The following is a 26,534-nucleotide window of genomic DNA, read 5'->3' on the forward strand; positions in this document are numbered from 1 at the left end:
CGGCGCGACGGCGGGACGGCGGGACGGCGGGACGGCGATCGTAGGATGGCGGGCATGACGACGATCCTCCAGGCGCGGGAGGTGCCGCTCGGCGGGCCGCGGGCGATGATGGTGCACCGCACCCTGCCGAGCAAACAGCGCACGCTGATCGGCGCCTGGTGCTTCGCCGACCACTACGGGCCGTCGCCGGTCTCGGAGACCGGGGGCATGGTCGTGCCGCCGCATCCGCACACCGGACTGCAGACCGTGAGCTGGCTCTTCGAGGGCGAGATCGAGCACCGCGACAGCGTCGGCAGCCACGCCTTCGTGCGCCCCGGCACCCTCAACCTGATGACCGCCGGTCGCGGCATCTCGCACTCGGAGGTCTCGACGGCCGAGACCACCACCCTGCACGGCGTGCAGCTGTGGGTCGCCCTGCCGGCGGCTTCGCGGAATACGGCCCCCTTCTTCGAGAGCCACGAGGCCGTGCGCCTGCGGGTCGGCGACGCGGCCGTCGCCGTGTTCGTGGGCGAGCTCGGCGGGGCGTCGGTGGGTGCGAAGACCTTCAGCCCGCTCGTGGCGGCCGAGATCGCGCTCCCCGCCCACGGCCGGGCCGAGCTGCCGGTGCGACCCGGCTTCGAGTACGGGGTGCTGGTGGATGCGGGGCCCGTGCGGGTGGACGGCGCGCGGGTCGAGCGCACCGAGCTCGCGTACACCGGTGTCGGGCACGACACCCTGGTGCTCGCCGCCGAGGACGAGCCGGTGCGGGTCGTGCTGATCGGCGGGGAGCCGCTGGACGAGCAGATCCTGATGTGGTGGAACTTCGTCGGCCGCAGCCACGAGGAGATCGTGGCCTACCGCGCGGCCTGGCAGCAGGAGTCGGGCGCGCCCACCGCTGCCGCACCGCGTCGCTTCGGCGCGAGCGACCACCATTACGAGGGAGCGCCACTGCCGGCCCCCGAACTCCCCACGGTGCGCCTCAAGCACCGCCCCTGACGGGCGCGACTGCTGGATGCTCGACTACTGGATGGCCGAGGTGAGGCGGGCCAGGTTGTCGAGGATGGTGGAGCGGAGCGGCTGCTTGCGCCACTCCTCGAGGGTGAGCTCGCGACTGACCGCGCGATAGCCGTCCTCGACCAGGCGCATCTGCTCGACGAACTCGTGGCCGCGCACCATCAGCGAGACCTCCATGTTCAGGCTGAACGAGCGCATGTCCATGTTCGACGAGCCGATCACGGCGACGTCGTCGTCGATCGTGAAGTGCTTGGAGTGCAGGATGTACGGGGCCTGGTACATGTAGATCCGCACCCCCGCCCGCAGCAGCAGCTCGTAGTACGACCGCTGTGCGTGGTACACCAGGGCCTGGTCACCGATTTCGGAGACGAACAGCTGCACCTCGACCCCGCGCTCGGTGGCGGTCGTGATGGCATACATCATCGCGTCGTCCGGCACGAAGTAGGGGCTGGTGATGATGATCTTGCGCTGCGCGTTGTAGAGCAGGGCCAGGAACAGGCGCAGATTGTTCTCGCCATCGAACCCGGGACCGGAGGGGACCACCTGCATGTCGAGGGCATCCGGATCGTCTTCGATCACGTCGTCGGTGATCGCCCGGGTCTCGCGCAGCAGCAGCTCGCCGCTCTCGCTGAACCAGTCGGTGATGAAGATCGCGTTGATGCCGGCGACGATCGGGCCCTCGAGCCGGGTCATCAGGTCTTGCCACTTCAGGCCGCGCTTCAAGTTGCCGCGCTTGTTGTAGCTGCGGTCGACCACGTTCTGCGACCCCATGTAGGCCACGTCGCCGTCGATCACGAGCACCTTGCGGTGGTTGCGCAGATCCGGGCGCTGCCACTTGCCCTTCAGCGGCTGTACCGGGAGCATGAAGTGCCAGGAGACCCCCATGGCGTTCAGCTTCTTGACGGTGGCGCGGTGCCCGGGGGCCCGCACCGAGGCGATGTGGTCCAGCAGCACGCGCACGGTCACCCCGCGCTTGACCGCCGCCTCCAGGGCCTCGAAGAACGGCTTCGTGGTCGCGTCGTAGGAGAGGATGTAGAACTCGGCGTGCACGTAGCGGTGCGCGTTCTGGATGTCGGCCGTCATCTGCCGGATCGAGTCGTCGTAGTCGCCCACGAGGGTGGCCTTGTTGCCGCCGACCAGGGGCATGGCGCCCAGGTTGCGGTTGAGCTCGACGACGCTGCGGAACCACGGCGGCCACGGGTGGTCGTCGCTGACCCGCTCGATGCCCTCGGTGGTCTCGATGATGAACTCGTTGATCGCGTGCTGCTTGTCGCGCCGGGACTTCGGCAGTTTGTAGCTGCCGATCAGGAGGAAGAGCAGGAAGCCGACGTACGGCAGCACGAAGATGGCCATGAGCCAGGCGATCCCCGTCGACGGGCGGCGGTTGCGCGGCACGTAGATGACGGCGACGACACGGATGACGAAGTCGATCGCCAGAAGGACGAGCACCACGATGACGGCGATGTCGGAACTCCCCACTGCGGCACCCCTTCTAGCGATTCCCTCAGGGATACCGTATCGGGTCGGGGCACGCCCGCTTATTCGGACGCGGTCTTGGCCGGGAGCCCCAGCCTGCGGCGTTCTTCGGCCTCGATCTTCGCCAGGGCGCGACGCTCGGACTTGTCCGACCGCAGGAGCGCACGCATGATGAACCAGAACACCAGGCCGATCAGGACGGTCGGTGCCAGGGCGGCGATCGCGGGCAGGAAGTCGTTCATCGCCCGAATCCTACGTCACGCACCTGGGAGGGTCACTTCACCAGCGGGAACAGGATGGTCTCGCGGATGCCGAGACCGGTGAGCGCCATCAGCAGGCGGTCGATGCCCATCCCCATGCCCCCCGAGGGCGGCATGCCGAACTCGAGGGCCCGCAGGAACTCCTCGTCGAGCTGCATGGCCTCGTCGTCGCCGGCCGCCGCCTGGCGGGCCTGCTCGACGAAGCGCTCGCGCTGGATGACGGGGTCGACCAGCTCGGAGTACCCGGTCGCCAGCTCGAAGCCGCGGATGTAGAGGTCCCACTTCTCGACGACGCCCTCGATCGTGCGGTGCGCCCGGGTGAGCGGACTGGTCTCGACCGGGAAGTCGAGCACGAAGGTGGGGCGCACGAGCGAGCCCTTCACGAAGTGCTCCCAGAGCTCTTCGACGAGCTTGCCGTGGTTGGGCAGGTGCACCTCGACGCCCTCGCGCTCGGCGAGCGCCTGTAGGTCGGCGACCGAGGTCTGCGGGGTGATCTCGACGCCGGCCGCCTCGGAGAGCGAGCCGTACATGCTGATGCGGTCCCACTGCCCGCCGAGGTCGTACTCCGTGCCGTCGGCCCAGGTCACCACGTGCGAGCCCGAGGTCGCGAGGGCGGCGTTCTGGATCAGCGTCTGGGTCAGCTCGGCGATGCTGGTGTAGTCGCCGTACGCCTCGTAGGCCTCGAGCATCGCGAACTCGGGCGAGTGCGTCGAGTCGGCGCCCTCGTTGCGGAAGTTGCGGTTGATCTCGAACACCCGGTCGATGCCGCCGACGACGGCGCGCTTGAGGAAGAGCTCGGGCGCGATGCGCAGGTAGAGCTCGGTGTCGAAAGCGTTGGAGTGGGTGACGAACGGTCGCGCCGCCGCACCGCCGTGCATGGTCTGCAGCATCGGCGTCTCGACCTCGAGGTAGTGCCGGTCGGCGAAGGTGGCGCGGAGGGAGGCGGTCGCGAGCGCGCGAGTGCGCACGACCTGGCGCGCCTGGTCGCGCACGATCAGGTCGAGGTAGCGGCTGCGCATCCGGGTCTCCTCCGACAGTTCGGAGTGCAGGTTCGGCAGGGGCAGCAGGGCCTTGGAGGCGATCGCCCACTCCGCGACCATCACGGAGAGCTCGCCGCGGCGGGAGGAGATGACCTCGCCCGAGACGAAGAGGTGGTCGCCGAGGTCGACGAGCTCCTTGAAGTCGGCCAGGGACTCCTCGCCGACGACCGCGAGCGAGATCATCGCCTGGATGCGGGTGCCGTCGCCGGACTGCAGCGAGACGAAGCAGAGCTTGCCGGTGTTGCGGAGGTGCACGACCCGCCCGGCGATGCCGACGGTCTCGCCCGAGACCTCGTCGGCGGCCAGGTGACCCCACTTGGCGCGGACGGCGGGGATCGTGGTGGTGACCGGGACGGAGACGGGATAGGCGCCGACGCCGGAGTCGTTGAGCTTGTCGCGCTTGGCCAGGCGCACGGCCTTTTGCTCGGAGACCTCGTCGTCGGTCAGCTCGGCGGGGGCGGTGGGGTTCAGCGCGGATGCGTCGGTCATGCGGAACGGGTCTCCTTGAGGTCGCGCCCAGTGTACCGGGCGCGCCGGGCCGCCTCCCGCTCTCCGGCGGTCAGCGCCCGAGGTAGATGGCGGTGTTGTCGATCAGGCGGGTGCTGCCGACCTTGGCGGCGATGATCACCCGGGCCTTGCCGGTGTAGTCGTCGTCGACGGGCAGGAAGGTGTCCGGATGCACGACCGCCAGGTAATCGAGCTCGACCAGCTGCTCGCCCATCGCCGCGGCCTGCGCGGCGGCGAGCACCGCGTCGATCCCCCGGTCGGAGGCGGAGGCGGCGGCCTCGAGCACGTGCGGCAGCGTGGCGGCGGCCCGGCGCTCGCGCGGGTCGAGGAAGCGGTTGCGGCTGGAGAGCGCGAGCTCGTCGTCGTCGCGCACCGTCTCGACCACCTCGACCGTGGTGGGCATGTCGAGGTCGGTGAGCATCCGCTGCACCAGGAAGACCTGCTGCGCATCCTTCTGCCCGAAGAGCACGACGTCGGGGCCGACGGAGTTGATCAGCTTCGACACCACGGTCAGCACGCCGTCGAAGTGGCCCGGGCGGCTCCTGCCCTCGAAGAGGGTGCCGACGCGGCCGGCGGTCACGCGGGTCGCGACGTCTCCGGTCGGGTAGAGCTCCTGCACCTCGGGGGCGAAGACGAGATCGGCGCCGCGGCCGGTGAGCAGCGCCACATCGCCGTCGAGGTCGCGCGGGTAGCGTTCGAGATCGGCCGGGTCGGTGAACTGCAGCGGGTTGACGAAGATCGACACCACGACGAGGTCGGCGATCTCGGCCGCCCGCTCGACCAGAGCGAGGTGCCCCGCGTGCAGGGCGCCCATCGTGGGGACGAGGGCGACGACCGGGCGTGCGCCCGCGCTCTCGGCGGCCTCCCGGATCTCGCGGCGGACATCGGCCACCGTCGTCACGACGACGGGGACCTGGCCTGCGAGAGCCTCCGACTCGGCTGCTGCCACCGGGTACTCCTTGCTGTTGCGCTGTGCTCGGCGGGCCAGGGGCGACCGCCACGACGATGTTACCGGGTGCCGGAAGGGTGCCGGCGGCGCGGGTCAGCCCGGCACGTCTCCGCCGGCGCGGGCGAGCGCGTTCTGCACGGCCGAGAGCATGAGCGGCGAGAGCACTCGCCCCGGCGCCTCGACCCCGATCGAGGCGAGCAGGCCGACGGCCTGGTCGACGATGGCGGTCGAGAACGTGGTCGCGGTCTCGATGGCCTCGGCGTAGGCGGGCCGATCGGCCTCCGCGACGACCACGGGCTCGCCGCCCATCTCGACGACCAGCGCCTGGGCGATCGGCAGCACGGGGGTGGGGGCGGTCACGCCGAACCAGGTGCCGGCGAGCCGGCCGAGGTCGATGCTGGTGCCGGTGAACGACATCGCCGGGTGCACCGCGAGCGGGATGATGCCGGCCGCGCGGGCCGGGGCGAGGATGTCGGTGCCGTACTCCGGCGCGGTGTGCAGCACCAGCTGCCCCATCTGCCAGGTGCCGGTCTCGGCGAGGCCCGCGATCAGGCTGCCGAGCTCGGAGGAGGGGACGGCCAGCACCACGAGCTCGCTGCGCTCGACGAGCTCGGGGATGGTGAGCACCGGCACGCCCGGCAGCATCGCCTCGGCGCGCTCCCGGCTCGACTCGGAGATCGCCGCGACGCCGACGATCGCGTGGCCGGCGTTGGCGAGGGCGGCCCCGAGCACCGGGCCGACCCGGCCGGCCCCGACGATGCCGACGCCGAGGCGGCCGGTGCGTTCCGAGGGCTTCATGCGTGGTCTCCTTCTGAGCGTGTGGGTGGGGCTTCGGGGGCCGGCGCGGGCCAGGGCGGGACGGGTGCGGGCTGCGCCGGCGGGGCGGACTCGGGCGCGGCCGGTGCCGGCGCGGCGGGCGCGGCCGGGGCCGGCGCCGCCCACCTCTGGGTGCGGTCGGCGGCCCCCGCGGCGTCGACCCGCGCCGTCCACCGCTCGAACGCGGCGCTGCCGCGCGCACGGTCCACCGCGTCGATGCTCGCCCGAACCGGCCCCGCGACGGTGTGGGCGGTGAGACCGACGAGGTCGAGCATCCGTTGCAGGGGGCCCTGAGACAGCCGCAGACTCTGCACCCGGGCCAGTGGCACGACCACCAGCCGGCGCCAGATGAAGCCCGAACGGATGAGGATGGCGTCATCGGTCAGCGCGGTGCCGGTGCGCCGCCACGACAGCGGCCGGATGGGCCAGGCCCGGCGCGGGGCGTCGTCGAAGCCCTCGCCGCCCCGGGCGAGCAGGCCGGCGAGCACGAGGCCGCGCGTGTGCTCCCCCGCGAGCCCCGGCAGCAGGAGACCGAGCACCTGGCGCACGTCGTCGACCGTGCCGACCGGCAGCATCGTCGTGCTCGACTGCGCGCTGCCCTCCCCGGCCGCGCCCGCCCGGTTGATCCGGATCATCCACCAGCCCGCCGGCCGCCAGAGCAGCGGCTGACTTACCTCGATCGCGTGGATGCGCCCGGGCGGCAGGGTGTCGTTGCTGGTCGAGAGCAGCCCGAACCCGACCCGGACCCCGTCCGGCGTGCCCGCGATGCTGTACCGCAGCGACTTGGTGAAGCGGCGCCCGTAGTAGCCGAGCGCGGCGGCGATCCCGGGCAGCAGCAGGACGACCACGAACAACCGCTGGCCGAGCATCGAGGTGGTGACGAGCACGGCGGCGACGATCAGGAGCCCGACGGTGAAGCCGCTCAGCACGAGCGAGGCGATCAGCCGGCCGGGCGGGATGCGCACGACCGACCCGGGGACGGCCAGCGCCGGGTCGAGCTCGGGCGCGAGGAGCTCGCGCATCCGCTGGTTGATCAGGCGCTCGCGCTGCTCGGGGGGCGGGGAGTCGACGGCGACCTGCTCGGTCGCCTGGATGCCCGAGGCGAGCACGAGCACGTCGCGACGGAGGCGGTCGGCGTCGGCACCGCCCAGGTAGGCCAGCTGCACCTTCGCATCCTGACCGGCGACGCTGATGTCCAGCCGCGCCGCCCCGAACAGCCGCGCGAAGACCGGCCGGCCGATCGCGATGCCCTGGATGCGGTCGAGCCGGGCCCGCCGGTGGGTGCGGAAGAGCACGCCGCTGCGCACCTCGACGACGTCGTCGCCCACCCGGAAGGTGTGCATGCGCCAGGACAGGTAGAACCCCGCGATCCCGACCACGAGGGCGCCGACGACGATGAGCCCGAGCCAGCCGATCTGGCCGCGCTCGTAGGCGGTCTGCAGCGGGTCGCCCGGCAGGTCGGGCGCCCCGAAGACCCAGTCGACGAGTCGCTCGCGGAAGTTGCTGACCACGAAGCCGAGCACCGCGATGAGCACGATTCCGCCGCGCAGCAGCGGGGTGGCGGGATGCAGCCGGTGCCACTGCCCGTCGGTGAGATCGGCTCCGACGCGGCCCGTCGGCCCGGTCACAGCCCCACGCGCCGAGACTCCGCCAGGGCGACGAGCCGGTCGCGCAGCGCGGTCGCGTCGGCGTCGACCAGCCCGGGGATCGTGACGCCGGTCGCCGCGGCGGCCGTGACGAACTTGAGTTCGGCGAGCCCGAGCGCGCGGGCGACCGGGCCGCGGTTGACGTCGATCAGCTGCATCCGCCCGTAGGGCACCGACACAACCCGGTGGAACATGATGCCGCGGCGGAACTCGAGGTCGTCCTCCCGCAAGCGGTAGCCGATCGACCGCACCCGCCGGGGCGCGAGCACGAGCAGGATCAGCCCGATCACGACGGCCACCGCGAGCGCCGGCCAGCCGAACCAGGCTCCGCCCAGGATGAACGGCACGGTCACCGCGGCGAGCACGAGCGCCCCGATCACGCTGGAGACCACCTCGACGCCGACGTAGCGCGGGCTGACGCCGCGCCACTCCGCGGTGGCCGTCGGCGGGGCGTCGGCCACGGCATCCTCGTCTCGCGTCGGGTCGGTCACGGGGTGTCGGGTTCGTCGGGCGGCAGCGTGCACAGCCGCTCGGCCACGAGGCCGGCGATCAGGAGCGTGATCCCGGAGACCGCGGCCGCGATGGCCGACCAGAGCGAGCCGATGTCGGCGATCACCGGCCGGGTCAGCAGGAAGACGAGCACCCCGATGCTGAACCCGCCGATCAGGCTGCCGACCAGGGCGGAGGCCTTCGCGAGCACCACCGTGCGCATCGCGCGGAACGGGTTGACCCGGGTCGCCGAGGTGCCACGGATGGCGCGCCGGATCGGGATCGCCAGCACCACGACGATCGCTGCGGCCGCGAGCAGGGTGATGGTGAGGGTCACCGGCGGCACGAGCACCGGGGATCCGGCGGCGGCGAGCACGATCTCGAGCACGTAGCCGGCGACGACCCCGACCAGGCCGAAGACGATCAGGGTGACCGGTCGCGTGTGCCTCACCGCGGCTCCCCCGCGTAGGGGCGCAGGGTCGTCTCCGGGATGCGCGCCAGCAGCGCGTCGACCCGGCCGAGACCCGGCAGGGTCGCCTCCGGATCGACCTCGAGCCACGGCACCAGCACGAAGTCGCGCTCGGCGGCCCGCGGATGCGGCAGTGTGAGCCGCGGGGTGTCGCGGATGACCGAGGCGAAGCTCACGATGTCGACGTCGAGCGTGCGGTCGCCCCAGCGCTCGGCGCGCACCCGGCCGTGGGCGTGCTCGATCGCGTTGACGACGCCGAGCAGCTCCTCGGGATGCAGGCTGGTGCGGATCAGCGCGACGGCGTTCAGGTAGGCGGGCGCGTCGGGGTCGACGCCATCCGGTTTGACCGCCGTCGTCTCGTAGAGACGCGAGGCGGCCACCACGTCGACACCCTCGGTCTCGTCGAGCTCGCGCAGCGCCGCGAGGATGGTGGTCTCGCGGTCGCCCAGGTTGCTGCCGAAGGCGAGCACGGCGGGGAGCCGGACGATCCGGCGCTCGACGCTCGGGATCGGGCGGGCGTTCGCGTTCATGAGGAAGCCAATCGTGCTCGGGGCCTGGTGCGGGTGATCGTGATGCTGACGTCGGCGAAGGGCACCGGGATGGGGGCGTCGGGCTTGTGCACCACGACGCGCGTGCGCTCGACCGGCTCGTGCGCGAGGACCACGGCGGCGATGCGCTCGGCCAGCGTCTCGATCAGGTCGACGGGGTCGGCCGCGACCGCCTCGGAGATCTCGACCGCGAGCTCGCCGTAGTGCACGGTGCGGCCGAGGTCGTCGCCCGAGGCCGCCGGGGCGGTGTCGAGCCAGACATCGACGTCGATCACGAAGCGCTGGCCGTTCTCGCGCTCGAAGTCGAAGACGCCGTGGTGGGCGAAGACCTCGAGCCCGGTGAGGGTGAGGAGGTCGAGCCGGTCGGTCATGCGGGGACCCCCTCGTTGCCCTGCCAAGCGGCCACCACGTCGAGCGCCTGCCGGGTCACCGGCACGTCGTGCACCCGCACCCCCCAGACCCCGTCGTGCACCGCCAGGGCCGCGATGACCGCGGAGGGGAGGTCGCGTGCGGTGGGTGACTTGCCCTCCGGCAGCAGGCCGCCGACGAAGCGCTTGCGCGAGGCGCCGATGAGCACCGGGGGGCCGAGCGCGACCAGGCGGTCGAGGTGCCGCAGCAGCTGCCAGTTGTGCCCGGCGTCCTTCGCGAAGCCGAGGCCGGGGTCGAGGATGAGCCGGTCGGGGTCGACACCCTTGACGACCAGTTCGGCCGCCCGCAGCGCCACGTGCGAGACGACCTCGGACACGACGTCGCGGTAGTGCGCCACCCCGGTCATCTCGTCGCTCGGCCCGCGCCAGTGCATCACCACGAACCGGGCGTCGGAGGCGACGATCAGGTCGTCCATCTCCGGGTCGGCGAGCCCGCCGGAGACGTCGTTGACGATGGCGGCACCGGCCTGGATGGCCGCCGCGGCGGTCGAGGCGTTGGTCGTGTCGACACTGACGGTGATGCCGCGGCCGACGAGGTCGCGCACCACGGGCAGCACCCGCCGTTGCTCCTCCGAGACGGCGATGCGGCCGGCTCCCGGCCGGGTCGACTCTCCGCCGACGTCGATCACGTCGGCGCCCTGCTCGACCATCTCGATCGCGTGCCGCACGGCCGCGTCGCGGTCGAGCCAGAGTCCGCCGTCGCTGAAGGAGTCGGGCGTGACGTTGAGGATGCCGAGGATCGCGGCGGGGGCGCTCATCGCTCCTCCCCCGCGGTCTCCGACGGCCGGGCAGCCGACGGGCTGCCGATCAGCGCGATCACCTCGGCCCGGGCCGCCGGATCGGCGAAGACACCGCGCGACGCGAGGGTGACGGTGGTGCTGCGGGTCTGCCGTGGCCCCCGCGCACTCACGCAGCCGTGCTTGGCGTCGAGCACCACGAGCACACCCGGCGACTCCAGCGCAGATTCGATCGCGGCCGCGATCTCGTCGCCGAGCCGCTCCTGCAGCTGGGGGCGGGAGGACGCGGACTCGATGACCGCCACGATCCCGCCGAGCCCCGCGATCCGCTCGCCCGGCAGGTAGGCCACGTGGGCCACCCCCTCGAACACCATCAGATGGTGCTCGCACACCGAACGGAAGGTGATGTCGCGCAGGATGACGGGCTGGGCATCCGGAGCCGCGAAGGTCGACCCGATCGCCTCCGCAGGATCCGTGCCCACACCGCCGTACAGCTCGGCGAAGAGCTCGGCGACCCGATGCGGCGTCTGCGCCAGACCCTCGCGCTCCGGGTCGTCGCCGATCGCGGCCAGGATCTCACTGACCGCGGCCTCGATCCTCTCCCGGTCGACGGAGCTCACGCGAGCCCTACGCGGTGGCGGGGCGGGGGTTGATGCGCGGGGCGCGCTTCGGCTTCGACTCGGGCTCGGGCTCCGGCTCGGAACCCACGCCGCCGTCGACGGCGCCGGCGTCGATCGGCGCCTTGGCCGTCGGGAACTCCACCGGCGGGAGCTCGGAGACCGGGCGGTTCTCGCTCGAGAGCCACTGCGGGCGCAGCGGCAGGCGCTTGACGCCCTGGAAGATCTCGGCCAGCTGGTCGTGGTCGAGCGTCTCCTTCTCGAGCAGCGCGGCGGCCAGCTTGTCGAGGATCTCGCGGTTGTCGTTGAGCACCTGCCAGGCCTCATCGTGCGCCGCCTCGATCAGGCCGCGCACCTCGGCGTCGACCTGCTGGGCGAGGCTCTCGGAGTAGTCGCGCTCGTGGCCCATGTTGCGGCCGAGGAACATCTCGCCCGAGGCGCTGCCGAGCTTGACCGCACCGAGCGAGGCGGTCATGCCGTACTCGGTGACCATCTTCTTGGCGGTGCCGGTGGCCTTCTCGATGTCGTTCGAGGCGCCCGTCGTCGGGTCGTGGAAGACGATCTCCTCGGCGACACGGCCGCCCATGGCGTAGGCGAGCTGGTCGAGCAGTTCGTTGCGGCTGACCGAGTACCGATCTTCCAGCGGGAGCACCATCGTGTAGCCGAGGGCCCGGCCGCGCGGCAGGATCGTGACCTTGGTGACCGGGTCGGTGTAGTTCATCGCCGTGGCGACCAAAGCGTGACCGCCCTCGTGGTACGCGGTGACGAGCTTCTCCTGGTCGCGCATGATGCGGGTGCGGCGCTGGGGGCCGGCGATCACGCGGTCGATGGCCTCGTCGAGGGCGCGGTTGTCGATCAGCTGCGCGTTGCTGCGCGCGGTGAGCAGGGCCGCCTCGTTCAGCACGTTCGCCAGGTCGGCGCCGGTGAAGCCCGGCGTCTTGCGGGCGACGACCTCGAGGTCGACACCGGCCGCCAGGGGCTTGCCCTTGCCGTGCACCTCGAGGATCTTGCGCCGCCCGTTGAGGTCGGGCGCGTCGACGCCGATCTGGCGGTCGAAACGGCCGGGGCGGAGCAGCGCCGGGTCGAGGATGTCGGGACGGTTGGTCGCGGCGATCAGGATGACGTTCGTCTTGACGTCGAAGCCGTCCATCTCGACCAGCAGCTGGTTGAGGGTCTGCTCGCGCTCGTCGTGACCGCCGCCCATGCCGGCGCCGCGGTGGCGGCCGACGGCGTCGATCTCGTCGATGAAGATGATCGCGGGCGAGTTCTCCTTGGCCTGCTGGAACAGGTCGCGCACGCGGCTCGCGCCGACGCCGACGAACATCTCGACGAAGTCCGAACCCGAGATCGAGTAGAACGGCACTCCCGCCTCACCCGCGACGGCGCGGGCCAGCAGGGTCTTGCCGGTACCGGGAGGGCCGTAGAGCAGCACACCCTTCGGGATGCGGGCGCCGACGGCGAGGAACTTGGCGGGCTCCTTCAAGAAGTCCTTGATCTCCTCGAGCTCCTCCAGCGCCTCCTCGGCGCCGGCCACGTCGTCGAAGGTGACCTTCGGCGACTCCTTGGAGACGAGCTTCGCCTTCGACTTGCCGAACTGCATGACCCGGTTGCCGCCGCCCTGCATGCCCGAGAGCATGAACCAGAAGAAGGCGCCGATCAGCAGGATCGGGAGGAAGAGGCCGAGAGCGGAGAGGAACCAGTTCGGCTGGGGAACCTGGTCGTCGAAGCCGTCGGCGGGCTTGGCGTCGGTGACCGCGTTGACGACCTCGGTGCCGCGCGGGGCGACGTAGTAGAACTGCACCTTCGAGCCGAACTCGTCATCCGGGTTCGTCAGCGTCATGTCGACGCGCTGCTCGCCGTCGATGATCGTGGCCTCGGAGACCTTGCCCGTGGACAGGAGGTTGAGACCCTGATCCGTGGTGATCTGCTTGGTCGTGCCGCCGGTGATGAGCGTGAACCCGATCCAGAGGGCGATCGCGCCCAGCAGGATGTACGGAATGGGAGATCGAAGGATGCGTTTCGCGTTCATGTCTCTTCATCGCTCGTGTGCCGGGGGTGCAGCACGGTGCCTATGTGGTGCTGCAAGGGTACCCGTCGCGGACTGGACGCCGCCTCCATGTTCCCCGTGGGCGTAACCGCCCCGGCGCTCCCGCTCGATGCCCGGCACGCGGGCGGTCGGGGGCGGCCGACGCCGTGGGCTCAGGCGTAGACGTGAGGGGCGAGCACACCGATCGACTTGAGGTTGCGGTAGCGCTCGGCGTAGTCGAGGCCGTAGCCCACCACGAAGGCGTTCGGGATGTCGTAGCCGACGTACTTGACGTCGATCTCGACCTTCACGGCCTCGGGCTTGCGCAGCAGCGCGCAGATCTCGACCGAGGCGGCGCCGCGCGAGCGCAGGTTCGCCAGCAGCCAGGAGAGGGTGAGGCCGGAGTCGATGATGTCCTCGACGATCAGCACCTTGCGGCCGGTGATGTCGGTGTCGAGGTCTTTCAGGATGCGGACGACGCCGCTGGACTGGGTTCCCGACCCGTAGGAGCTCACGGCCATCCAGTCCATGTTGATCTGCAGCCGCAGCTCGCGGGCGAGGTCGGCCATCACCATGACCGCGCCGCGCAGCACGCCCACCAGGAGCACGTCGTCGTCGTCGGTGTAGTCGGCCTCGATCGAGCGGGCGAGCTCGGCGATCTTCTCGGCGATCTGCGCCTCGGTGAGCAGCACCTCGGTGATGTCGGATTCGATGTCTGAAATGTCCATGGCTGCCGTTCCTAGTCGTCGATCGTCTCGTGCACCGCTCGGGAGAACACGATCCGCGCTCCTCGCCGCACCACTCTAATCCCTGGCAGATCGACCCCCTTCTGGCCGTGCCACCCGGTCACCAGGGCCGCGACCGCCAGGGTCTGGGAGCGGGAGAGCGAGACCCCGAACTCGCTGTCGACGACGTAGCGGATGATCCGGTTGCGGAGCGCGGGCGGGTTCGCCTCCAGCGCCGGGGCCGAGATCGCGATGCCGGCCTCCGCGTGCTCGACCAGATCCTCGATCGTCTCGGTCGCCATGTCGTGCAGGGTGTCCTCGTCCTCGCGGAACTGCTCGGCCGTGCGCGCCAGCGCGTCGGCGATGCCCGGGCCGAGCTCGCGCTCGAGCAGCGGGAGCACGGTCTCGCGCACCCGCACCCGGGTGAAGGAGGGATCGAGGTTGTGCGGGTCGTGCCACGGCTCGAGCCCCGAGTCGATGCAGAGGGCGAGCGTGGTCGCCCGACGGATGCCGAGCAGCGGGCGCAGGCGGGTCCCCGCGGCGGAGACCGGCTCCATCCCGCGGAGGCTGCCCGCGCCGGCACCCCGCGCGAGGCCGAGCAGCACGGTCTCGGCCTGGTCGTCGAGGGTGTGGCCGAGGAGCATCGCGGCGGCCCCCGTCTCCTCCCGCGCCCGGTCGAGCGCCGCGTAGCGCGCCGTGCGGGCGGCGGCCTCGGTGCCGCCGGTGATCGAGGCGGGACCCGTGGCCACCTCGACCCGGGAGATCAGCACGGGGGCGAGGCCCAGGGCAGACGCCTGGCCGGCGGCGCGCGCGGCGACCGCATCCGAATCGGCCTGCAGCCCGTGGTCGATGACCACGGCACCCGCCCGGAGGCCCGCCCGCGGCGCCTCGAAGGCGGTCGCCGCCGCCAGGGCCAGGGAATCGGGGCCGCCGCTCAGGGCCACCAGCACCAGTGCGCCCGGCTCGAGCCCGCGCGCCTCCAGGCCCTCCCGGACCGCCCGGCGGACATCGGCCACGGCGGGGGTGAGGCGCGGTCGGCGGTCGTCCATGTGCATCCGATAACGTTATTGCAGCGCGCAGGCATCGACATCTGTGGCGTGACCGGACTCAATTTCAGGGAGCACAACATGGCCGAGTACGACGTCGTCGTCGAAATCCCCAAGGGGAGCCGCAACAAGTACGAAGTCGACCACGAGACCGGCCGGGTCTACCTCGACCGCGTGCTGTTCACCAGCTTCGTCTACCCGACCGACTACGGCTTCTTCGAGAACACCCTGGGCCTGGACGGCGACCCGGTCGACGCGCTCGTGCTGCTGGAGTACCCGGTGTTCCCGGGCGTCGGCGTGAAGGTGCGCCCGGTCGGCGTGCTCAACATGAGCGACGAGGCCGGCTCCGACGCGAAGGTCGTCGTGGTTCCTCACAAGGATCCGCGCTGGGCCCACATCCAGGACATCACCGACGTGCCCGAGCAGACCCGCAAGGAGATCGAGCACTTCTTCGCGCGCTACAAAGACCTCGAGCCCAACAAGTTCGTGAAGATCGAGGGCTGGGGCGACGCCGCCGAGGCCGACGCCATCGTGCAGGCCGGCTTCAAGAAGCTCGCGGAGGAGGGCGGCCACTAGGCCGGACGGGGCGGCTTCGGCCGCCCCGTGTCGCTTCCCCGATCGCTCCCCAGCTTCCCCGATCGCTCCCTACCCAGGCTGACTGTGACCACTTTCCCTAGCCGCGTCGCGGCCGCTCTGACGAGCCGCCGCTCGGTGTGGTCGCTCGTCGTCGTGGCGGTGCTCCTGTTCGCGGGCACCTGGGCGTTCACGACGCTGTCGTACTTCTTCGCCGACGACTACCTGCTCGCCGACATCCTGATCAAGAACCCGCTGAACGTCGAGATCCTCACCCGGTCGTGGTTCGGGCACCTGATGCCCGGGTACATCGCCGCCGACGGCGTCTTCATGAAGCTGCTCGGGCTCAACTGGGCGGCGGCCGGAGCGGTGATCGCCCTCGTGCACACGGGCGTGTACGTGGCGCTGGTGCGGTGTCTGGATGCGGCGGTCGGCCGGGTGCGGATGAACCTGCTCTTCGGCCTCGCCTTCACCCTCTCGACCGGGGTGTTCGTGACGCGGCTGTGGTGGGCCGCGACCCTGAACAACATGCTGGCGCTCGCGTTCTGCCTCGCCATGATGGGCAGCCTCACGCGGTGGGTCACGCGGAAGCGCTGGTGGTACCTCGTCGGGACCCTGGCGGCCTTCGCGCTGGCGCTGGCACTCAGCGAGAAGTCGCTGCTGTTCGCCGCGTTCGCGGTGCTCTGGGTGCTGTTCGTGGTCTGGCGCGACGAGCGGATCGGGCGGCGCCTGCTGCTGCTCGTGCGCGCCTGGCCGGTCTGGCTGGGCATGGCCGTGCTCGGTGGCATCGTCGTCTGGGTGTTCGTGCACGGCGCCTACGTCGACGAGTCGGGTGAGGCCGCGTCGCTGCAGACCTCCGCCCTGTTCGTCGGTTGGGGCATCGTCGGCGGCTTCGTGCCCTCGCTGTTCGGGCTCGACCTCTGGCAGACCCGGCCGCCGTGGGAGTTCGCCGCGATCGTGGCGACGAACGCCGTGCTGCTCGTGGCGATCGTGGTCTCGATCGTGCGGCGGCGGAGCGTGGCGTGGGTGTGGGTCTTCGTCGCGCTGGTCGCGCTCGCGACGACCGGGGTGCTGTCCCGGCGGGCCGATCTCCTGGGCATCGACGGGTCGCGCATCCTGCGGTACGACCTCGAGGAGACGGCGCTGTTCTGGCTGGCCGCGGGGGTCGTGGCGTTCAGTGTGCTGGCGGGGCGGGGGCGGCGTGCGGGGGCGGCGCTGGTTGAGGCTGACTTGTCGCCGGCTGAGCCATCGTCTTCTGGGCCATTGTCGTCTGAGCCGTCGTCGGCTGAGTCAGTGTCTTCTGAGCCGTCGTCGGCTGAGCCTTCCTCGGCCGAGCGGTCGCGCGGCGGGATCGTCGGCGGGTGGCTCGCGTTGGTCGCCGCCTTCGTGGTCGTGGTCGCCTCCATCGCCGTGTGGATCCCCACGACCTTCGAGGTGGTGCGGCTGAACAACGGCGTCGACACCCGCGCCTGGGTCGACCGGCTCGACGAGACCTTCCCGGCCGGTGAGACCCCGCCGTTCCTGGACACCGTGGTGCCCACCTACGTGGCGATCACCGGCATGGCGCCGTACAACACGACCGGGATCATCCTGCCGCTCATCCACCCCGGCACCCCGACCACCGATGAGCTCGACGGGGCGTGGGTCGTCGGTGCCGACGGAACCGCCGGGCCGGCCGTCGTGCAGCCGCTCGCGCCCGAGGTCGCGGTGGGTCAGTGCACGACCGATTCCGGCATCTCGATCCCGAGGCTCTACGGATCCGCCGGTGACTTCGTCGTGCTCGACTTCTCCAAGACGACGCCCAACGACGCGTCGATCCAGATCGGGCATCTCATCTCGAGCACCATCACCTCGACCTCCGGGCAGCTCGTCGTGCAGCTCACCCAGCCGCTGGTGGCCGGCACCTTCGCCATCACGAACAACGGCAAGCCGATCTGCATCGACTCGGCGCAGACCGTGCGCATCACCCCGGGCGCCGCTCGATAGATCGGCTTCCGCGCGGCCCGTGGTGCCCGGTGCCCTTGCGGGGGGGTGTGCGTGCGGTGTGCGTGCGGTCAGCGACCGTTGCTCGTGCCGACCTCGACGAGGCGGGATCCGTCGGGGTCCTCCCCGGTGACCCGGATGCTGCTGAGCGGGTCGGGCGAGCTCGGCAGGGCCGCGCCCACCGGCATCCGCACGGTCGCGGTCAGGCTGCGGTACGCGGGATGGAGGATGTCCCCGGTGCGCGTGCTCGACTCGACCAGCTCGCTGCCGGGCGGGAACTCGTAGCCCGTCTGCGTCTGCACGGCCGCCAGGTCGAGGGTGTTGACGCAGTGTTCGGTGATCGGGTTGCAATAGGGCTGCGAGGCGTCCTTCGGCGGGAGCAGGGGGCCCGCGAGCACGAGGGCACCGGTCATCAGCGCACCGGCCACGACCACGAGAACTGCGGATGCGGCCGCGAGCTGACCGAGCGTCCGTCGCGCCCGCCCGGGCCCGGCCTCGACCGTCTCGGGCTGCCAGCCGAGGAGGGCCGGGAGGTCGCGCCCCACACCCGCATCGGAATCCACGGCCGGCACCGTGTCACCGGCAGGCGCGGTCGCCGCGATGACATCGGGCGCATCAGCGTCGTCGCCCCCCGCGACACGGCCGGGCCCCGCCGGTCGCGGACTGCGGGAGCTCCCACCGCTGGGCACGGTCAGAAGCCGACGCCGTAGCCGCCGAGGAAGGCGCGGGGGTTCTGCGAGCCGCCGTTGACGCGGGTCTCGAAGTGGAGGTGGCATCCGGTGGAGGCGCCCGTGGTGCCGGCCCAGGCGATCGGCTCGCCCTCGGCGACCGACTGACCACGACCGACGTTGAGCCGGGAGTTGTGGCCGTAGACCGTCGTGACCCCGCCGCCGTGGCTGATCGTGACCGAGTTGCCGAGCCCGCCGTTGTAGCCGGCCTGGCTGATCGTGCCGGCCGCGGCCGCGTAGACCGGGGCGCCGCAGGTGCGACCGCCGCCGTAGACGAGGTCGATCCCGGCGTGGAGCCGGTTGACCCGGTCGATCGGGTGGAAGCGCATCCCCCACTCGTCGCTCACGACCGAACCCGGGAAGGGGTTCGACCAGCCCTGGCCACCGGCACCGACCGACCAGCCACCCCCGCCACCGGCGTTCGAGCCGGCGTTCGCCCGGGCTTCGGCCGCCGCCGCAGCCGCAGCCGCTGCGGCCGCTGCTGCCGCCGCCCGAGCCGCCTCCTCGGCGCGGCGCCGTTCCTCGACGCCCTTCTGGTATTCGGCCTCAGTCGTCGCCGTGGCGGCCGTGAGCGCCTTGAGCTGCTCTTCGAGAACGATGCCCTGGGCCTGCTGCTCGGCGAGGGCCGCCTCGACCTGCGCCTGTGCGTCGACCGCGACCTGGAACGCCGCCTCGGCCGCGATCTTGAGCTCTTCGAGCCCCGACTCGGCGACCTCGGCCTGGGCGGTCAGCGCGTCGGCCGTGTTCCTGTCCTGCGCCGCGCGCTCGTAGACCCGGCTGGTCTGCTGCGAGAGCTGGCTCATCGCGCCGAGCTGGTAGAGCAGGTCGTCGGTGTCTTCCCCGGCCACGATCAGGTTGAGTGTGAGGTCTCCCCCGCCGGCTCGGGTGAGCTGCGAGATGAGCTGGCCGGCCTGCCCGTTCGAGAGCTCGGCCCGTTCGCGCGCCTCGACCGCCTGCAGGGCGAGCTCGTCGGCCCGGTAGGCGGCGGAGTCGTACGCATCCTGAGCCGCCGCGTACTCGTCGGCACGCTGCTGCGAGAGCGACTGCGCGGCGACCACGTCGCTCTGCAGCTGATCGATGAACCCCTGGATGCGCGCGACCTCGGCCTGCTTGGTCGCCTCGCTGCTGCGGGCGGCCAGCACGTCTTCCCAACTCGGGTAGTCGACGGCCGAAGCCCCCTCGGCGCCCCGGAAGACGTCGACCGCGACGATACCGGCGGCGAGCACCATGGCCGCCGCGAACCGCGGCAGCGACCGGCCCCGACGCGTCGGCGGGGTGCGGGACGACGGGTGGGATGACGGGTGGGACGACAGCGACCGGCGCGGGCGCATCGTGCTGGGGCTGGTCATGTTCCCTCGTTCCTCGTGCCGTTCGCGCGACTCATCCGAAGTCGACCCCCTGGTCGGCCATGAAGGGGCGTGGGTTCACGGCTGTGCCGTTCTGGCGCACCTCGAAGTGCAGGTGGCAGCCCGTGGAGTTACCGGTCGTGCCCGCGAGCGAGATCGGCTGACCGACCTGCACGTAGTCGCCGTTCGCGACCAGTAGCCGGGTGTTGTGGCCGTACGCCGTCGCGATCCCGCCACCGTGGTCGATCTGGATGAAGTTGCCGTACCCGCCGTTCCAGCCGGCGAAGTTCACCACGCCCTCGGCCGCGGCGTAGACCGTCGCCCCGCAGGTGCCGCCGGAATAGACCAGGTCGATGCCCGAGTGCAGCAGGTAGGCGCCGGAGACCGGGTTCACCCGCATCCCGTACTCGTCGGAGGAGTAGGCGCCGGGGAACGGGCTGGTCCAGCCGCTGGCGGCGATGTAGGGCAGCGTCGACAGCCCGGCTGCGGCCGCGGCGCGGGCCGCCTCGGCTCGCGCGTCGACGCCCTTCTGGTAGTCGGCCTCGGTGGCGACGCGGTTCTCCTGCAGCACCTGCAGCTGTGCCGAGAGCTCGACCTGGTGGTCCTGCTGCTCCTGCAGGGCGGTCTCGGCCTGCTGCTGGGCCGCGACGGCCTCGTCGCGACGGGATTGTGCGGCGTCGGCGAGGTTCTTCAGCTCATCGCGGGCGATCGTGGCCTGGGCGGTGAGGGCGGTGGCGGTATTGCTGTCCTGCTCGGCCCGCGCGTAGATCTGCGAGGTCTTCTCGGCGAGCTTGGACATCGCGCTGAGCTGGTAGAGCAGATCGCTCGAGACCTTGTCGCCCCCGACGAGGAGGTTGAGCGACAGGTCGTTGCCCCCGCTGCGGGCGAGCTGGGCGGCGAGCTGGCCCGCCTGGCGGTTCGAGGCATCCGCCTTCGTGGTGGCCTCGGCGGCCTGGGCGTCGAGCTGACCGGCGACGAAGTTCGCGGTGTCGTACGACTCCTGGGCCGCGTGATACTCCTCGCCCCGCTGGAAGGCGAGGTCTTGGGCCTCGGCGACTTCGGCGTTCATCGACGAGATCAGAGCCTGGATGCGCGTGATCTCGTCGTTCTTCGCCGTCTCGTCGGCCTGGGCGTTCTTCACGTCGTCCCACGACGGGTAGTCGTCGGCGAACGCGGGGGCCGGGCCCGCGACGAAGGCCGTCGCGGCGACGAGGGCCACCGTGGCCACGACCGTCGCGATCCGGTCTCTGATGCGCCGGGATCGCGTTCGAATCCGGACGTGTCTCGTGCTGCTCATGTCTCTGCGAATCTAATCGCTGGGCGCTCGGAAGGCCCGGACATTCACGCGCATGTGGACGAACGGCCTCGAATTGGAGACTGTGGAGGAGATGTGGCATACTCGATGAGTTGTCGCCGCTGGCCCCATCGTTTAGCGGCCTAGGACGCCGCCCTTTCACGGCGGTAGCACGGGTTCGAATCCCGTTGGGGTCACGATCCCGACGTCTCGAGCATCGGGTCGGCAACACTACAATAGGAATACCAGTAAGGCCCTGTAGCGCAGTTGGTTAGCGTGCCGCCCTGTCACGGCGGAGGTCGCGGGTTCAAGTCCCGTCAGGGTCGCAAGGCGCGAAGCCCTTCCATTCGGAAGGGCTTTTCGCTAGAGCGGCGCAAGCTCGCTCGGCTCTGTAGCTCAGTTGGTAGAGCGCACGACTGAAAATCGTGAGGTCACGGGATCGACGCCCGTCGGAGCCACTGAAACCCTCGCCTAGCTTCTACATGGCGGGGGTTTCCTCCGTTCGGGCTCCAAGTTCCGGCGCTGCGACTTCGGCGACGCCGTCCCGGCTGGGATCCTGCGTGCTTACTTTGGCCCGACGGATTTCGCGGCGTCAAGCAACGGTTGCCACTCCTCGATCGTCGAGTCGCCGTCCGCAATGTTTCGAAGGGCAGTCTCGAACCGCCGAAGGATTGGACGGAGGTCTCTGCTCATCCCGGCATTCTGTTTAGCTGCCTCTGCGGCCACCCGAATCTTCCCAGCCGCGTCGATCGCGCCATCAATCAAGCCCTGGAGATTGTCTATGAATAGCGTGGTTTCCTCTGTTCGAGCTTGCGCACCGACAAGTTCGAGGAGCGCCCGCAATGCCGGATCGAGCCTCATCAAACCGACGGAGTAATCCTTCGAAATCTGTTCGATTACGGAGAGCGGCCCCTGTGCGGCGGCCGCCAGATTCTTGGAGATCACCAATTTGGCGGCAAAGCTATTTGGGCGAGAGTTGGCAACAGTCATCTCTTCCGCAGCCGCCGAAATCAGGGCGTTGAAATCCTGCGTAGCGGGGCCCAGCTTCCCCACAGTCTCGCCCCAATCGGCGATCGCGGGCTCCACATCGCTCACGAGATCAATTAGTCCTGGAGCATCATCATCCTCTTCGTCGTCGTCACCCATATCCTTTGGCGCGGCCGCTGACGAATCATCGCTTTCCGCTTCGTCGGATTGTGCCGGCACTAGGAGGGCACCTCTAGCACTTGGGACGCTGTCGTCAGATGGGCCCTCAAGGTTCTCAGTCAGCTGAACGAGTCGCGTGGCCAACTTGTTTACCGCGGTTCTATACCGCTCGCCGCTCTCGTCTAGCAGACGATATGAATCCCAGGGCTCAAATTGCATCCGAGCAGCTAGATCCTTAAGTTCGTCAGAGCTGCCCTCGCGAAGGTCCGGCACCGGGAAGTACCGGATGGACAAAAGTAATTGCTCTAGGCCGAGAGACGTTGCGGATGTCGCGAACTTTCGAAGCTCCGCGCGACATTCATCCCGTAGAAAGTAGGTCGGGCTGAGCACAGGGATGAAGAACGTGGTCTCCTGAAGCGACTCATCCAGACGCGCCCGAAAGTCTTGACCCCATAAGATTTCGGTGCTATCCGTAAATATTTTGATTGTGGTTCCAGTTAGCGACTCAAATTCAGCGCGAATGAGGTCCGCCAAGTGGAGAATCCGGCCACCCTCACGTTCGTTGTCCGCATGGGCGTAGCTCAGAAAGGCTTTTGCAACTATCTCCATGAGCAGAATGTACCGAACTCGGATCTGATCGGTATACCTCGACGCCTGATCCGACCGACGACGTACGGGGACCGGGCGCAGCGAACGTGACGTCTTGCCATTGACTAGGAAGCCCCTTACCAATTGCTGCACCTGTGCGCTTTGGCTATGACCGAGTAGAGTCCGCGTCACCTCCTCCAGACACCGGGTCGGGTTGCTTGCGCCGAGGTTGTTCCTAGTCCATGTCAGGCGGCACTCGAACGCCTCGCCCGCGTCGCTTCCACCGCGGCCTCGAACACGCCGGACAAGTCCTCCCATTCCTCGGGAGCCTCCGGCAGATTCAGCATCTGGTGCACCCGCTGGTACGAGACGCCGAGGAGCATCGCCGATTCACGCAGCGAGATCCCGCTCTCCTTGAGCGCGAGCGCCGCCTTGCGCGATTCGGCCCACGAAGCGTGAAGCAGCAGGTCGGACGCATCTCGGAAGGCCTTCTCGTGACAGAGATAACCGCGCACCGCGTCCGGCAGCTCGCGTTCGACGTCGAGGTCGATCTGGTCGAGGGGCAGGTCGGTCGCTTCGTGGATGTAGTCCCGGGCCATCTCGTCGACCTCGGCCAGATTGCGAGCCTGCGTCGCGCCATCGAGCTCAGGGATCTCGATGTACCAGAACTTGCGATCCCTCTTGACGGTGATCTTGAACGTAGCCATTGTCATTCCCCTTCCGCTGCCTTGGCGGTCTGCTTCAGAATCGTCTTCGCGAGCATCTCGCCGATCTCATTGTGGCGAGGAACCATCACAGTGATGCCGTTGATGCGGAACTTGTCGTGCTTCGTTCCTCCATCGGACACCATCTCGACGCCATGGTTGCGGGCGATCGCAGCCATGCGCTTCTCGAGGTCCGCCTTTTTCACAGTGTAATTCTAGCCAGCGCTAGACGCCAGTGTCTAGCACACAATAGACAGTAAGCAGAATGACTCAGAGGTCGTTCCCGGCTGCGCGTTCGTCGGGGGGCAGATGTCGGGGGTGGGTGGTGTGCTGGGGGCATGGCTACTTCGGATGGGTTCGATTCGGGATTCCTGGGGGCCGCGTGCCCGGTGCCGGGCGCCGCGGCGGGGCGGGCGATACGAGTGCTGCCGTATACCCACTTCTCGGTGCATCTGGATCCGGAGCGGCGGCTGGCCGCCGTGACCGCGGTCAACATCGACGGGGCGACGGCGGTCGATCTGGCGCGCGGCGACGACTGGCACCTCGACGAGCGCATCCCGGCGAGCGAGCAGACCGGGCCCGAGGTGTACGCCCGCAACGACCTCGACCGGGGGCACCTCGTGCGCCGGCGGGATCCGGTCTGGGGCGAGGAGGCGCAGACGGCGAACTACGACACCTTCTCGTACACCAACGCCGCTCCGCAGGTGGCCGAGTTCAACCAGTCGAAAGAACTCTGGAACGGGCTGGAAGACCACGTGCTCGCCTACGCCGAGACCAACCGGCTTCGGCTGAGCGTGTTCACCGGCCCCGTGTGCGGCGACGACGACCCGGAGTACCGCGGGGTCCGCATCCCGCTCGGGTTCTGGAAGGTCGCGGCCTGGGAGGCGTCCGGCGAGCTGCGGTCGGCCGGGTTCGTGCTTGACCAGTCGCCCCAGCTCGACGAGATCGACCTGTCGACGGCTCGGGCGACCGCGATCGCTCGGGATGCACCGCCCCCGCTGGGGCCGTTCCGCACGTTCCAGGTGCCGGTCGCCGACCTGACCGGGCTGACGGGGCTCGACTTCGGCCCGCTGCCGGCCGCCGACTCGTTCGAGCCGCCCGCGGAGAAGACGGGGGTCCGCCCGCTCGGGATCCCCGAGCCGCTGCCGTGGCGCGAACTAGAGAGCTTCACGAGCATCCGTCTCTGATCGCGACCAGGTCGAGAACGGCGGCGCGGAACGACATCGACCCGGGCCCGTCAGACCCCGGTCGCCGGATTTGAAGCCGGTCGCGCCCCCGCCCCGGCATCCGGGGCAGCCCCCGGCCGCGCACTCGCCGCGAGCGCCGTCGCCACCGCCGACACCACGAACGGCAGCACCGGCCCGCCCCACCCCGCCGCCTGGTAGAGCGCGGTGCACGCGACCGCGCCCGCCGGCAGCGCCAGGATCGACAGCACGCGGATGCCCTGCCCGCTCTCCTTGCGTTCGGCGAGCGCCTGCATGGTCGTCGTCAGGGTGCCGGTGACGTAGGTGGTCGTGATCCCGTCGACGTCGCTCAGCTTCTTCGCCGCCACGGTCTGGAGCGCCAGGGCCGCCGCCGAGAACGCGATCACCACACACACGAGCAGCAGCGAGGCGCCGGCCCCGCCGATCAGCCAGATCACGACCACCACCGCCTGGGCCACGAGCGACGGCACGAGGAGCACGCCGATCACGGTGCGGGACGACTCCGGGCCGTGGCCGACAGCCCTGGTCAGCCGGAAGCCCGAGTAGAGCACGAGCGCGAAGACCGCGACGGCGACGACCGCGCAGACGAAGGTCTTCTCGAAGCCGGGCCGGGTGAACATCGCGGCGAGCACGAGGTTGCCGGTCATGTTCGCCGTGAAGGTGCCGTTGAGCGCAAGGAAGGCGAACGCATCCGCCGCCCCCGCTCCGAACGACAGCAGCACGAGGGCGGGGTGGAGTCGTCTCATCTGGTCCTCCTGGGGTGGGGTGCCTGCGAGATTACGCAGGGATCGGGCGGGCCGGACCGGACCGGAGTCGAGGCCACCTGCGACGTTTGTTGAGACCTCGGGCGGTGACCTGGGGCGGGAGGGTCCGCCCGACCCGGTCTCGACATTCCGAGTAGCGCGCCGGCCAGGCCCTGACGTTCTATCGGGTCAAGACACCCGCCGAGGACGACAAGGAGTCATTGATGGACGCGAGCAACGACGGCGCACCCAACCACGAGGTGCCCACGGTCGGGAACCCCGATCTCCCCGCCGAGGGCGAGGTCAACACGGTCGGCGACGAGACGAGCCTGACGATGACCGGGCCGCAGAACCCCACCTTGGAGAAGCTCTTCCCCAACCAGATGGATGCGCCGCCCACCGACATCTCGACGCAGCCCTTCTTCTGGTCGTCGTTCAACATCTCCCCCCGCCGGGTGCAGCGCGGGGGCTGGGCCCGTGAACTGACGCAGCGGGACTTCGCGATCTCGGACGAGATCGCCGGGGTCAACATGTACCTCGAGGCCGGCGGCATCCGAGAGCTCCACTGGCACCAGACCGCGGAGTGGGCCGTCATGACCCGCGGCAGCTGCCGGATCACGACCCTCAGCCGCGAGGGCATGCCGAGCGTCGACGACGTGCACGAGGGCGACCTCTGGTACTTCCCGCCCGGGCTGCCCCACTCGCTGCAGGGGCTGGGCCCGGATGGCGCCGAGTTCGTGCTCGCCTTCGACGACGGCGCGCAGTCCGAGAGCAACACCCTCCTGCTCACCGACTGGTTCGCCCACACCCCGCCGGAGATCCTGGCGAAGAACTTCGGGGTCGCGCAGGAGGTCTTCAAGGACATCCCGCTGCACAACCTCTGGATCTTCCCGGGCGACGTACCCGGCGAGCTCGAGGCCGACCGCAAGGCGGCGAGGGTCCAGCCCGACACCGGCGCGGTGATCTTCCGGCTCTCGCAGTCGAAGCCGGTGCACCAGAACAGCGGTGGCAAGATCCAGATCGCCGACAGCGGCAACTTCCCGATGTCGCAGACGGTGGCCGCCGCGCTCGTGGCCCTGGAGCCCGGGTCGATGCGCGAGCTGCACTGGCACCCGAACGCCGACGAGTGGCAGTACTGGCTCAAGGGATCGGGCCGGATGACCGTGTTCAACACGGGACCGCACGCCAACACGACCGACTTCAACGCCGGCGACGTCGGGGTGGTCGGGCGCAACTTCGGCCACTACATCGAGAACACCGGCGACGACCTCGCGATCTTCATCGAGACGTTCAAGAGCTCGCGCTACGAGGAGGTCTCGCTCGCGAACTGGCTGAGCCACGTGCCGCCGGCGCTGGTGTCGGCGCACCTCAACATCCCGGAGGCGGTGCTGGCGACCTTCCCCCGCGAGACGCAGGGGATCACGCCGCTGCGCTGATCGTGATCGAGACCTC

At 70.1% G+C, this 26,534-nt stretch carries 27 protein-coding genes and 3 tRNA genes; 8 read left to right on the forward strand and 22 right to left on the reverse strand.

The genetic code is table 11. The annotated features are described in order from the left end of the window. Positions 1 to 54 precede the first annotated feature (54 nt). Entirely contained in the window at positions 55 to 975 is a 921-nt protein-coding gene (locus AC59HU_RS14360; protein WP_497224101.1) for a pirin family protein, read from the forward strand. A gap of 24 nt (positions 976 to 999) precedes the next feature. Here the strand turns inward: AC59HU_RS14360 and cls are convergent, their stop codons facing one another. The 15 genes from cls to tilS form a co-directional block, all read right to left on the reverse strand. Continuing rightward, positions 1,000 to 2,472 carry a cardiolipin synthase gene (cls, locus tag AC59HU_RS14365; RefSeq protein WP_497224102.1) on the reverse strand — a complete coding sequence of 491 codons (1,473 nt, stop codon included), beginning with the start codon at positions 2,470 to 2,472 and terminating at the stop codon, positions 1,000 to 1,002. Between the two features lie 59 nt (positions 2,473 to 2,531). After that, complete coding sequence (locus tag AC59HU_RS14370) at positions 2,532 to 2,711, reverse strand: hypothetical protein (RefSeq protein ID WP_497224103.1); 180 nt, start codon at positions 2,709 to 2,711, stop codon at positions 2,532 to 2,534. A gap of 32 nt (positions 2,712 to 2,743) precedes the next feature. Beyond that, positions 2,744 to 4,258, reverse strand: coding sequence for a lysine--tRNA ligase (gene lysS, locus AC59HU_RS14375; protein WP_497224104.1), 1,515 nt, complete (start codon positions 4,256 to 4,258; stop codon positions 2,744 to 2,746). 70 nt (positions 4,259 to 4,328) lie between these two features. Continuing rightward, positions 4,329 to 5,225, reverse strand: a complete 897-nt coding sequence (gene panC, locus AC59HU_RS14380) for a pantoate--beta-alanine ligase (RefSeq protein WP_497224105.1) — start codon at positions 5,223 to 5,225, stop codon at positions 4,329 to 4,331. 93 nt (positions 5,226 to 5,318) lie between these two features. After that, the gene (locus tag AC59HU_RS14385) at positions 5,319 to 6,023 is read right to left on the reverse strand and encodes a Rossmann-like and DUF2520 domain-containing protein (protein WP_497224106.1); all 705 of its coding nucleotides are present in this window, start codon (positions 6,021 to 6,023) and stop codon (positions 5,319 to 5,321) included. Beyond that, complete coding sequence (locus AC59HU_RS14390; RefSeq protein ID WP_497224107.1) at positions 6,020 to 7,669, reverse strand: PH domain-containing protein; 1,650 nt, start codon at positions 7,667 to 7,669, stop codon at positions 6,020 to 6,022. Before AC59HU_RS14390 ends, AC59HU_RS14385 begins: the two co-directional genes overlap by 4 nt. Beyond that, positions 7,666 to 8,178 carry a PH domain-containing protein gene (locus AC59HU_RS14395; protein ID WP_497224108.1) on the reverse strand — a complete coding sequence of 171 codons (513 nt, stop codon included), beginning with the start codon at positions 8,176 to 8,178 and terminating at the stop codon, positions 7,666 to 7,668. The genes AC59HU_RS14390 and AC59HU_RS14395 overlap by 4 nt, the downstream gene beginning before the upstream one ends. Continuing rightward, complete coding sequence (locus AC59HU_RS14400) at positions 8,175 to 8,627, reverse strand: DUF3180 domain-containing protein (RefSeq protein WP_497224109.1); 453 nt, start codon at positions 8,625 to 8,627, stop codon at positions 8,175 to 8,177. The genes AC59HU_RS14395 and AC59HU_RS14400 overlap by 4 nt, the downstream gene beginning before the upstream one ends. Next, positions 8,624 to 9,175 (reverse strand): 2-amino-4-hydroxy-6-hydroxymethyldihydropteridine diphosphokinase, encoded by a 552-nt coding sequence (folK, locus tag AC59HU_RS14405; RefSeq protein ID WP_497224110.1) that lies wholly within the window; start codon positions 9,173 to 9,175, stop codon positions 8,624 to 8,626. The genes AC59HU_RS14400 and folK overlap by 4 nt, the downstream gene beginning before the upstream one ends. Further along, positions 9,172 to 9,564, reverse strand: coding sequence for a dihydroneopterin aldolase (gene folB, locus AC59HU_RS14410; RefSeq protein WP_497224111.1), 393 nt, complete (start codon positions 9,562 to 9,564; stop codon positions 9,172 to 9,174). The genes folK and folB overlap by 4 nt, the downstream gene beginning before the upstream one ends. Further along, a complete protein-coding gene (gene folP / locus AC59HU_RS14415; protein WP_497224112.1) occupies positions 9,561 to 10,379 on the reverse strand; it encodes a dihydropteroate synthase in 819 nt (272 codons plus the stop codon). Before folP ends, folB begins: the two co-directional genes overlap by 4 nt. Beyond that, the gene (gene folE, locus AC59HU_RS14420) at positions 10,376 to 10,978 is read right to left on the reverse strand and encodes a GTP cyclohydrolase I (protein WP_497224113.1); all 603 of its coding nucleotides are present in this window, start codon (positions 10,976 to 10,978) and stop codon (positions 10,376 to 10,378) included. The genes folP and folE overlap by 4 nt, the downstream gene beginning before the upstream one ends. A gap of 7 nt (positions 10,979 to 10,985) precedes the next feature. Continuing rightward, the gene (gene ftsH / locus AC59HU_RS14425) at positions 10,986 to 13,004 is read right to left on the reverse strand and encodes an ATP-dependent zinc metalloprotease FtsH (RefSeq protein WP_497224114.1); all 2,019 of its coding nucleotides are present in this window, start codon (positions 13,002 to 13,004) and stop codon (positions 10,986 to 10,988) included. A 170-nt stretch (positions 13,005 to 13,174) separates the two neighbouring features. Continuing rightward, complete coding sequence (hpt, locus tag AC59HU_RS14430; protein WP_497224115.1) at positions 13,175 to 13,729, reverse strand: hypoxanthine phosphoribosyltransferase; 555 nt, start codon at positions 13,727 to 13,729, stop codon at positions 13,175 to 13,177. Between the two features lie 11 nt (positions 13,730 to 13,740). Further along, on the reverse strand, positions 13,741 to 14,775 hold the full coding sequence (gene tilS / locus AC59HU_RS14435) for a tRNA lysidine(34) synthetase TilS (protein WP_497224298.1): 1,035 nt from the start codon (positions 14,773 to 14,775) through the stop codon (positions 13,741 to 13,743). 78 nt (positions 14,776 to 14,853) lie between these two features. Between tilS and AC59HU_RS14440 the strand changes: the two genes are divergently transcribed. Next, positions 14,854 to 15,348 carry an inorganic diphosphatase gene (locus AC59HU_RS14440; protein WP_497224116.1) on the forward strand — a complete coding sequence of 165 codons (495 nt, stop codon included), beginning with the start codon at positions 14,854 to 14,856 and terminating at the stop codon, positions 15,346 to 15,348. Between the two features lie 84 nt (positions 15,349 to 15,432). After that, positions 15,433 to 17,331, forward strand: a complete 1,899-nt coding sequence (locus tag AC59HU_RS14445; RefSeq protein WP_497224117.1) for a hypothetical protein — start codon at positions 15,433 to 15,435, stop codon at positions 17,329 to 17,331. 68 nt (positions 17,332 to 17,399) lie between these two features. On the opposite strand, the gene AC59HU_RS14450 is transcribed toward AC59HU_RS14445, so the two are convergent. From AC59HU_RS14450 to AC59HU_RS14460, 3 genes are all read right to left on the reverse strand, one after another. Then, on the reverse strand, positions 17,400 to 17,891 hold the full coding sequence (locus AC59HU_RS14450; RefSeq protein WP_497224118.1) for a hypothetical protein: 492 nt from the start codon (positions 17,889 to 17,891) through the stop codon (positions 17,400 to 17,402). Positions 17,892 to 18,019: 128 nt separating this feature from the next. Then, positions 18,020 to 19,405, reverse strand: coding sequence for a peptidoglycan DD-metalloendopeptidase family protein (locus tag AC59HU_RS14455; RefSeq protein ID WP_497224119.1), 1,386 nt, complete (start codon positions 19,403 to 19,405; stop codon positions 18,020 to 18,022). 31 nt (positions 19,406 to 19,436) lie between these two features. After that, positions 19,437 to 20,699 (reverse strand): M23 family metallopeptidase, encoded by a 1,263-nt coding sequence (locus tag AC59HU_RS14460; RefSeq protein WP_497224120.1) that lies wholly within the window; start codon positions 20,697 to 20,699, stop codon positions 19,437 to 19,439. A 121-nt stretch (positions 20,700 to 20,820) separates the two neighbouring features. Between AC59HU_RS14460 and AC59HU_RS14465 the strand changes: the two genes are divergently transcribed. The 3 genes from AC59HU_RS14465 to AC59HU_RS14475 all read left to right on the forward strand — a co-directional run bounded on the left by AC59HU_RS14465 (position 20,821) and on the right by AC59HU_RS14475 (position 21,154). Next, positions 20,821 to 20,893, forward strand: a tRNA-Glu gene (locus AC59HU_RS14465). A 55-nt stretch (positions 20,894 to 20,948) separates the two neighbouring features. Beyond that, a tRNA-Asp gene (locus AC59HU_RS14470) sits at positions 20,949 to 21,022 on the forward strand. A gap of 59 nt (positions 21,023 to 21,081) precedes the next feature. Further along, positions 21,082 to 21,154 (forward strand) — tRNA-Phe (locus tag AC59HU_RS14475). Between the two features lie 106 nt (positions 21,155 to 21,260). Here AC59HU_RS14475 and AC59HU_RS14480 read toward each other — a convergent pair. The 3 genes from AC59HU_RS14480 to AC59HU_RS14490 form a co-directional block, all read right to left on the reverse strand. Next, positions 21,261 to 22,451, reverse strand: coding sequence for a toll/interleukin-1 receptor domain-containing protein (locus AC59HU_RS14480; protein WP_497224121.1), 1,191 nt, complete (start codon positions 22,449 to 22,451; stop codon positions 21,261 to 21,263). A 224-nt stretch (positions 22,452 to 22,675) separates the two neighbouring features. Then, positions 22,676 to 23,137 (reverse strand): hypothetical protein, encoded by a 462-nt coding sequence (locus AC59HU_RS14485; RefSeq protein WP_497224122.1) that lies wholly within the window; start codon positions 23,135 to 23,137, stop codon positions 22,676 to 22,678. A 2-nt stretch (positions 23,138 to 23,139) separates the two neighbouring features. Then, the gene (locus AC59HU_RS14490; RefSeq protein WP_497224123.1) at positions 23,140 to 23,340 is read right to left on the reverse strand and encodes a hypothetical protein; all 201 of its coding nucleotides are present in this window, start codon (positions 23,338 to 23,340) and stop codon (positions 23,140 to 23,142) included. Positions 23,341 to 23,472: 132 nt separating this feature from the next. Here AC59HU_RS14490 and AC59HU_RS14495 point away from each other — a divergent pair, with 132 nt between their 5' ends. Then, a complete protein-coding gene (locus tag AC59HU_RS14495) occupies positions 23,473 to 24,321 on the forward strand; it encodes a DNA/RNA non-specific endonuclease (protein WP_497224124.1) in 849 nt (282 codons plus the stop codon). Positions 24,322 to 24,371: 50 nt separating this feature from the next. Here the strand turns inward: AC59HU_RS14495 and AC59HU_RS14500 are convergent, their stop codons facing one another. Then, complete coding sequence (locus AC59HU_RS14500) at positions 24,372 to 25,085, reverse strand: DUF1275 family protein (RefSeq protein ID WP_497224125.1); 714 nt, start codon at positions 25,083 to 25,085, stop codon at positions 24,372 to 24,374. 221 nt (positions 25,086 to 25,306) lie between these two features. Here AC59HU_RS14500 and AC59HU_RS14505 point away from each other — a divergent pair, with 221 nt between their 5' ends. Next, positions 25,307 to 26,518 (forward strand): cupin domain-containing protein, encoded by a 1,212-nt coding sequence (locus AC59HU_RS14505; RefSeq protein WP_497224126.1) that lies wholly within the window; start codon positions 25,307 to 25,309, stop codon positions 26,516 to 26,518. Positions 26,519 to 26,534: the final 16 nt, after the last annotated feature.

It is taken from the genome of Herbiconiux sp. 320_LB, assembly GCF_059691755.1.

Excerpts from the sequence above, each read along its gene's own strand:
- AC59HU_RS14485 (WP_497224122.1), bottom strand. The coding sequence starts at position 23,137 with ATGGCTACGTTCAAGATCACCGTCAAGAGGGATCGCAAGTTCTGGTAC.
- folK (WP_497224110.1), bottom strand. The coding sequence starts at position 9,175 with ATGAACGCGAACGCCCGCCCGATCCCGAGCGTCGAGCGCCGGATCGTC.
- AC59HU_RS14385 (WP_497224106.1), bottom strand. The coding sequence starts at position 6,023 with ATGAAGCCCTCGGAACGCACCGGCCGCCTCGGCGTCGGCATCGTCGGG.
- hpt (WP_497224115.1), bottom strand. The coding sequence starts at position 13,729 with ATGGACATTTCAGACATCGAATCCGACATCACCGAGGTGCTGCTCACC.
- AC59HU_RS14480 (WP_497224121.1), bottom strand. The coding sequence starts at position 22,451 with ATGGAGATAGTTGCAAAAGCCTTTCTGAGCTACGCCCATGCGGACAAC.
- folB (WP_497224111.1), bottom strand. The coding sequence starts at position 9,564 with ATGACCGACCGGCTCGACCTCCTCACCCTCACCGGGCTCGAGGTCTTC.
- AC59HU_RS14500 (WP_497224125.1), bottom strand. The coding sequence starts at position 25,085 with ATGAGACGACTCCACCCCGCCCTCGTGCTGCTGTCGTTCGGAGCGGGG.
- AC59HU_RS14360 (WP_497224101.1), top strand. The coding sequence starts at position 55 with ATGACGACGATCCTCCAGGCGCGGGAGGTGCCGCTCGGCGGGCCGCGG.
- folP (WP_497224112.1), bottom strand. The coding sequence starts at position 10,379 with ATGAGCGCCCCCGCCGCGATCCTCGGCATCCTCAACGTCACGCCCGAC.
- AC59HU_RS14455 (WP_497224119.1), bottom strand. The coding sequence starts at position 19,405 with ATGACCAGCCCCAGCACGATGCGCCCGCGCCGGTCGCTGTCGTCCCAC.
- ftsH (WP_497224114.1), bottom strand. The coding sequence starts at position 13,004 with ATGAACGCGAAACGCATCCTTCGATCTCCCATTCCGTACATCCTGCTG.
- AC59HU_RS14495 (WP_497224124.1), top strand. The coding sequence starts at position 23,473 with ATGGCTACTTCGGATGGGTTCGATTCGGGATTCCTGGGGGCCGCGTGC.
- lysS (WP_497224104.1), bottom strand. The coding sequence starts at position 4,258 with ATGACCGACGCATCCGCGCTGAACCCCACCGCCCCCGCCGAGCTGACC.
- AC59HU_RS14370 (WP_497224103.1), bottom strand. The coding sequence starts at position 2,711 with ATGAACGACTTCCTGCCCGCGATCGCCGCCCTGGCACCGACCGTCCTG.
- AC59HU_RS14440 (WP_497224116.1), top strand. The coding sequence starts at position 14,854 with ATGGCCGAGTACGACGTCGTCGTCGAAATCCCCAAGGGGAGCCGCAAC.
- AC59HU_RS14460 (WP_497224120.1), bottom strand. The coding sequence starts at position 20,699 with ATGAGCAGCACGAGACACGTCCGGATTCGAACGCGATCCCGGCGCATC.
- tilS (WP_497224298.1), bottom strand. The coding sequence starts at position 14,775 with ATGGACGACCGCCGACCGCGCCTCACCCCCGCCGTGGCCGATGTCCGC.
- AC59HU_RS14505 (WP_497224126.1), top strand. The coding sequence starts at position 25,307 with ATGGACGCGAGCAACGACGGCGCACCCAACCACGAGGTGCCCACGGTC.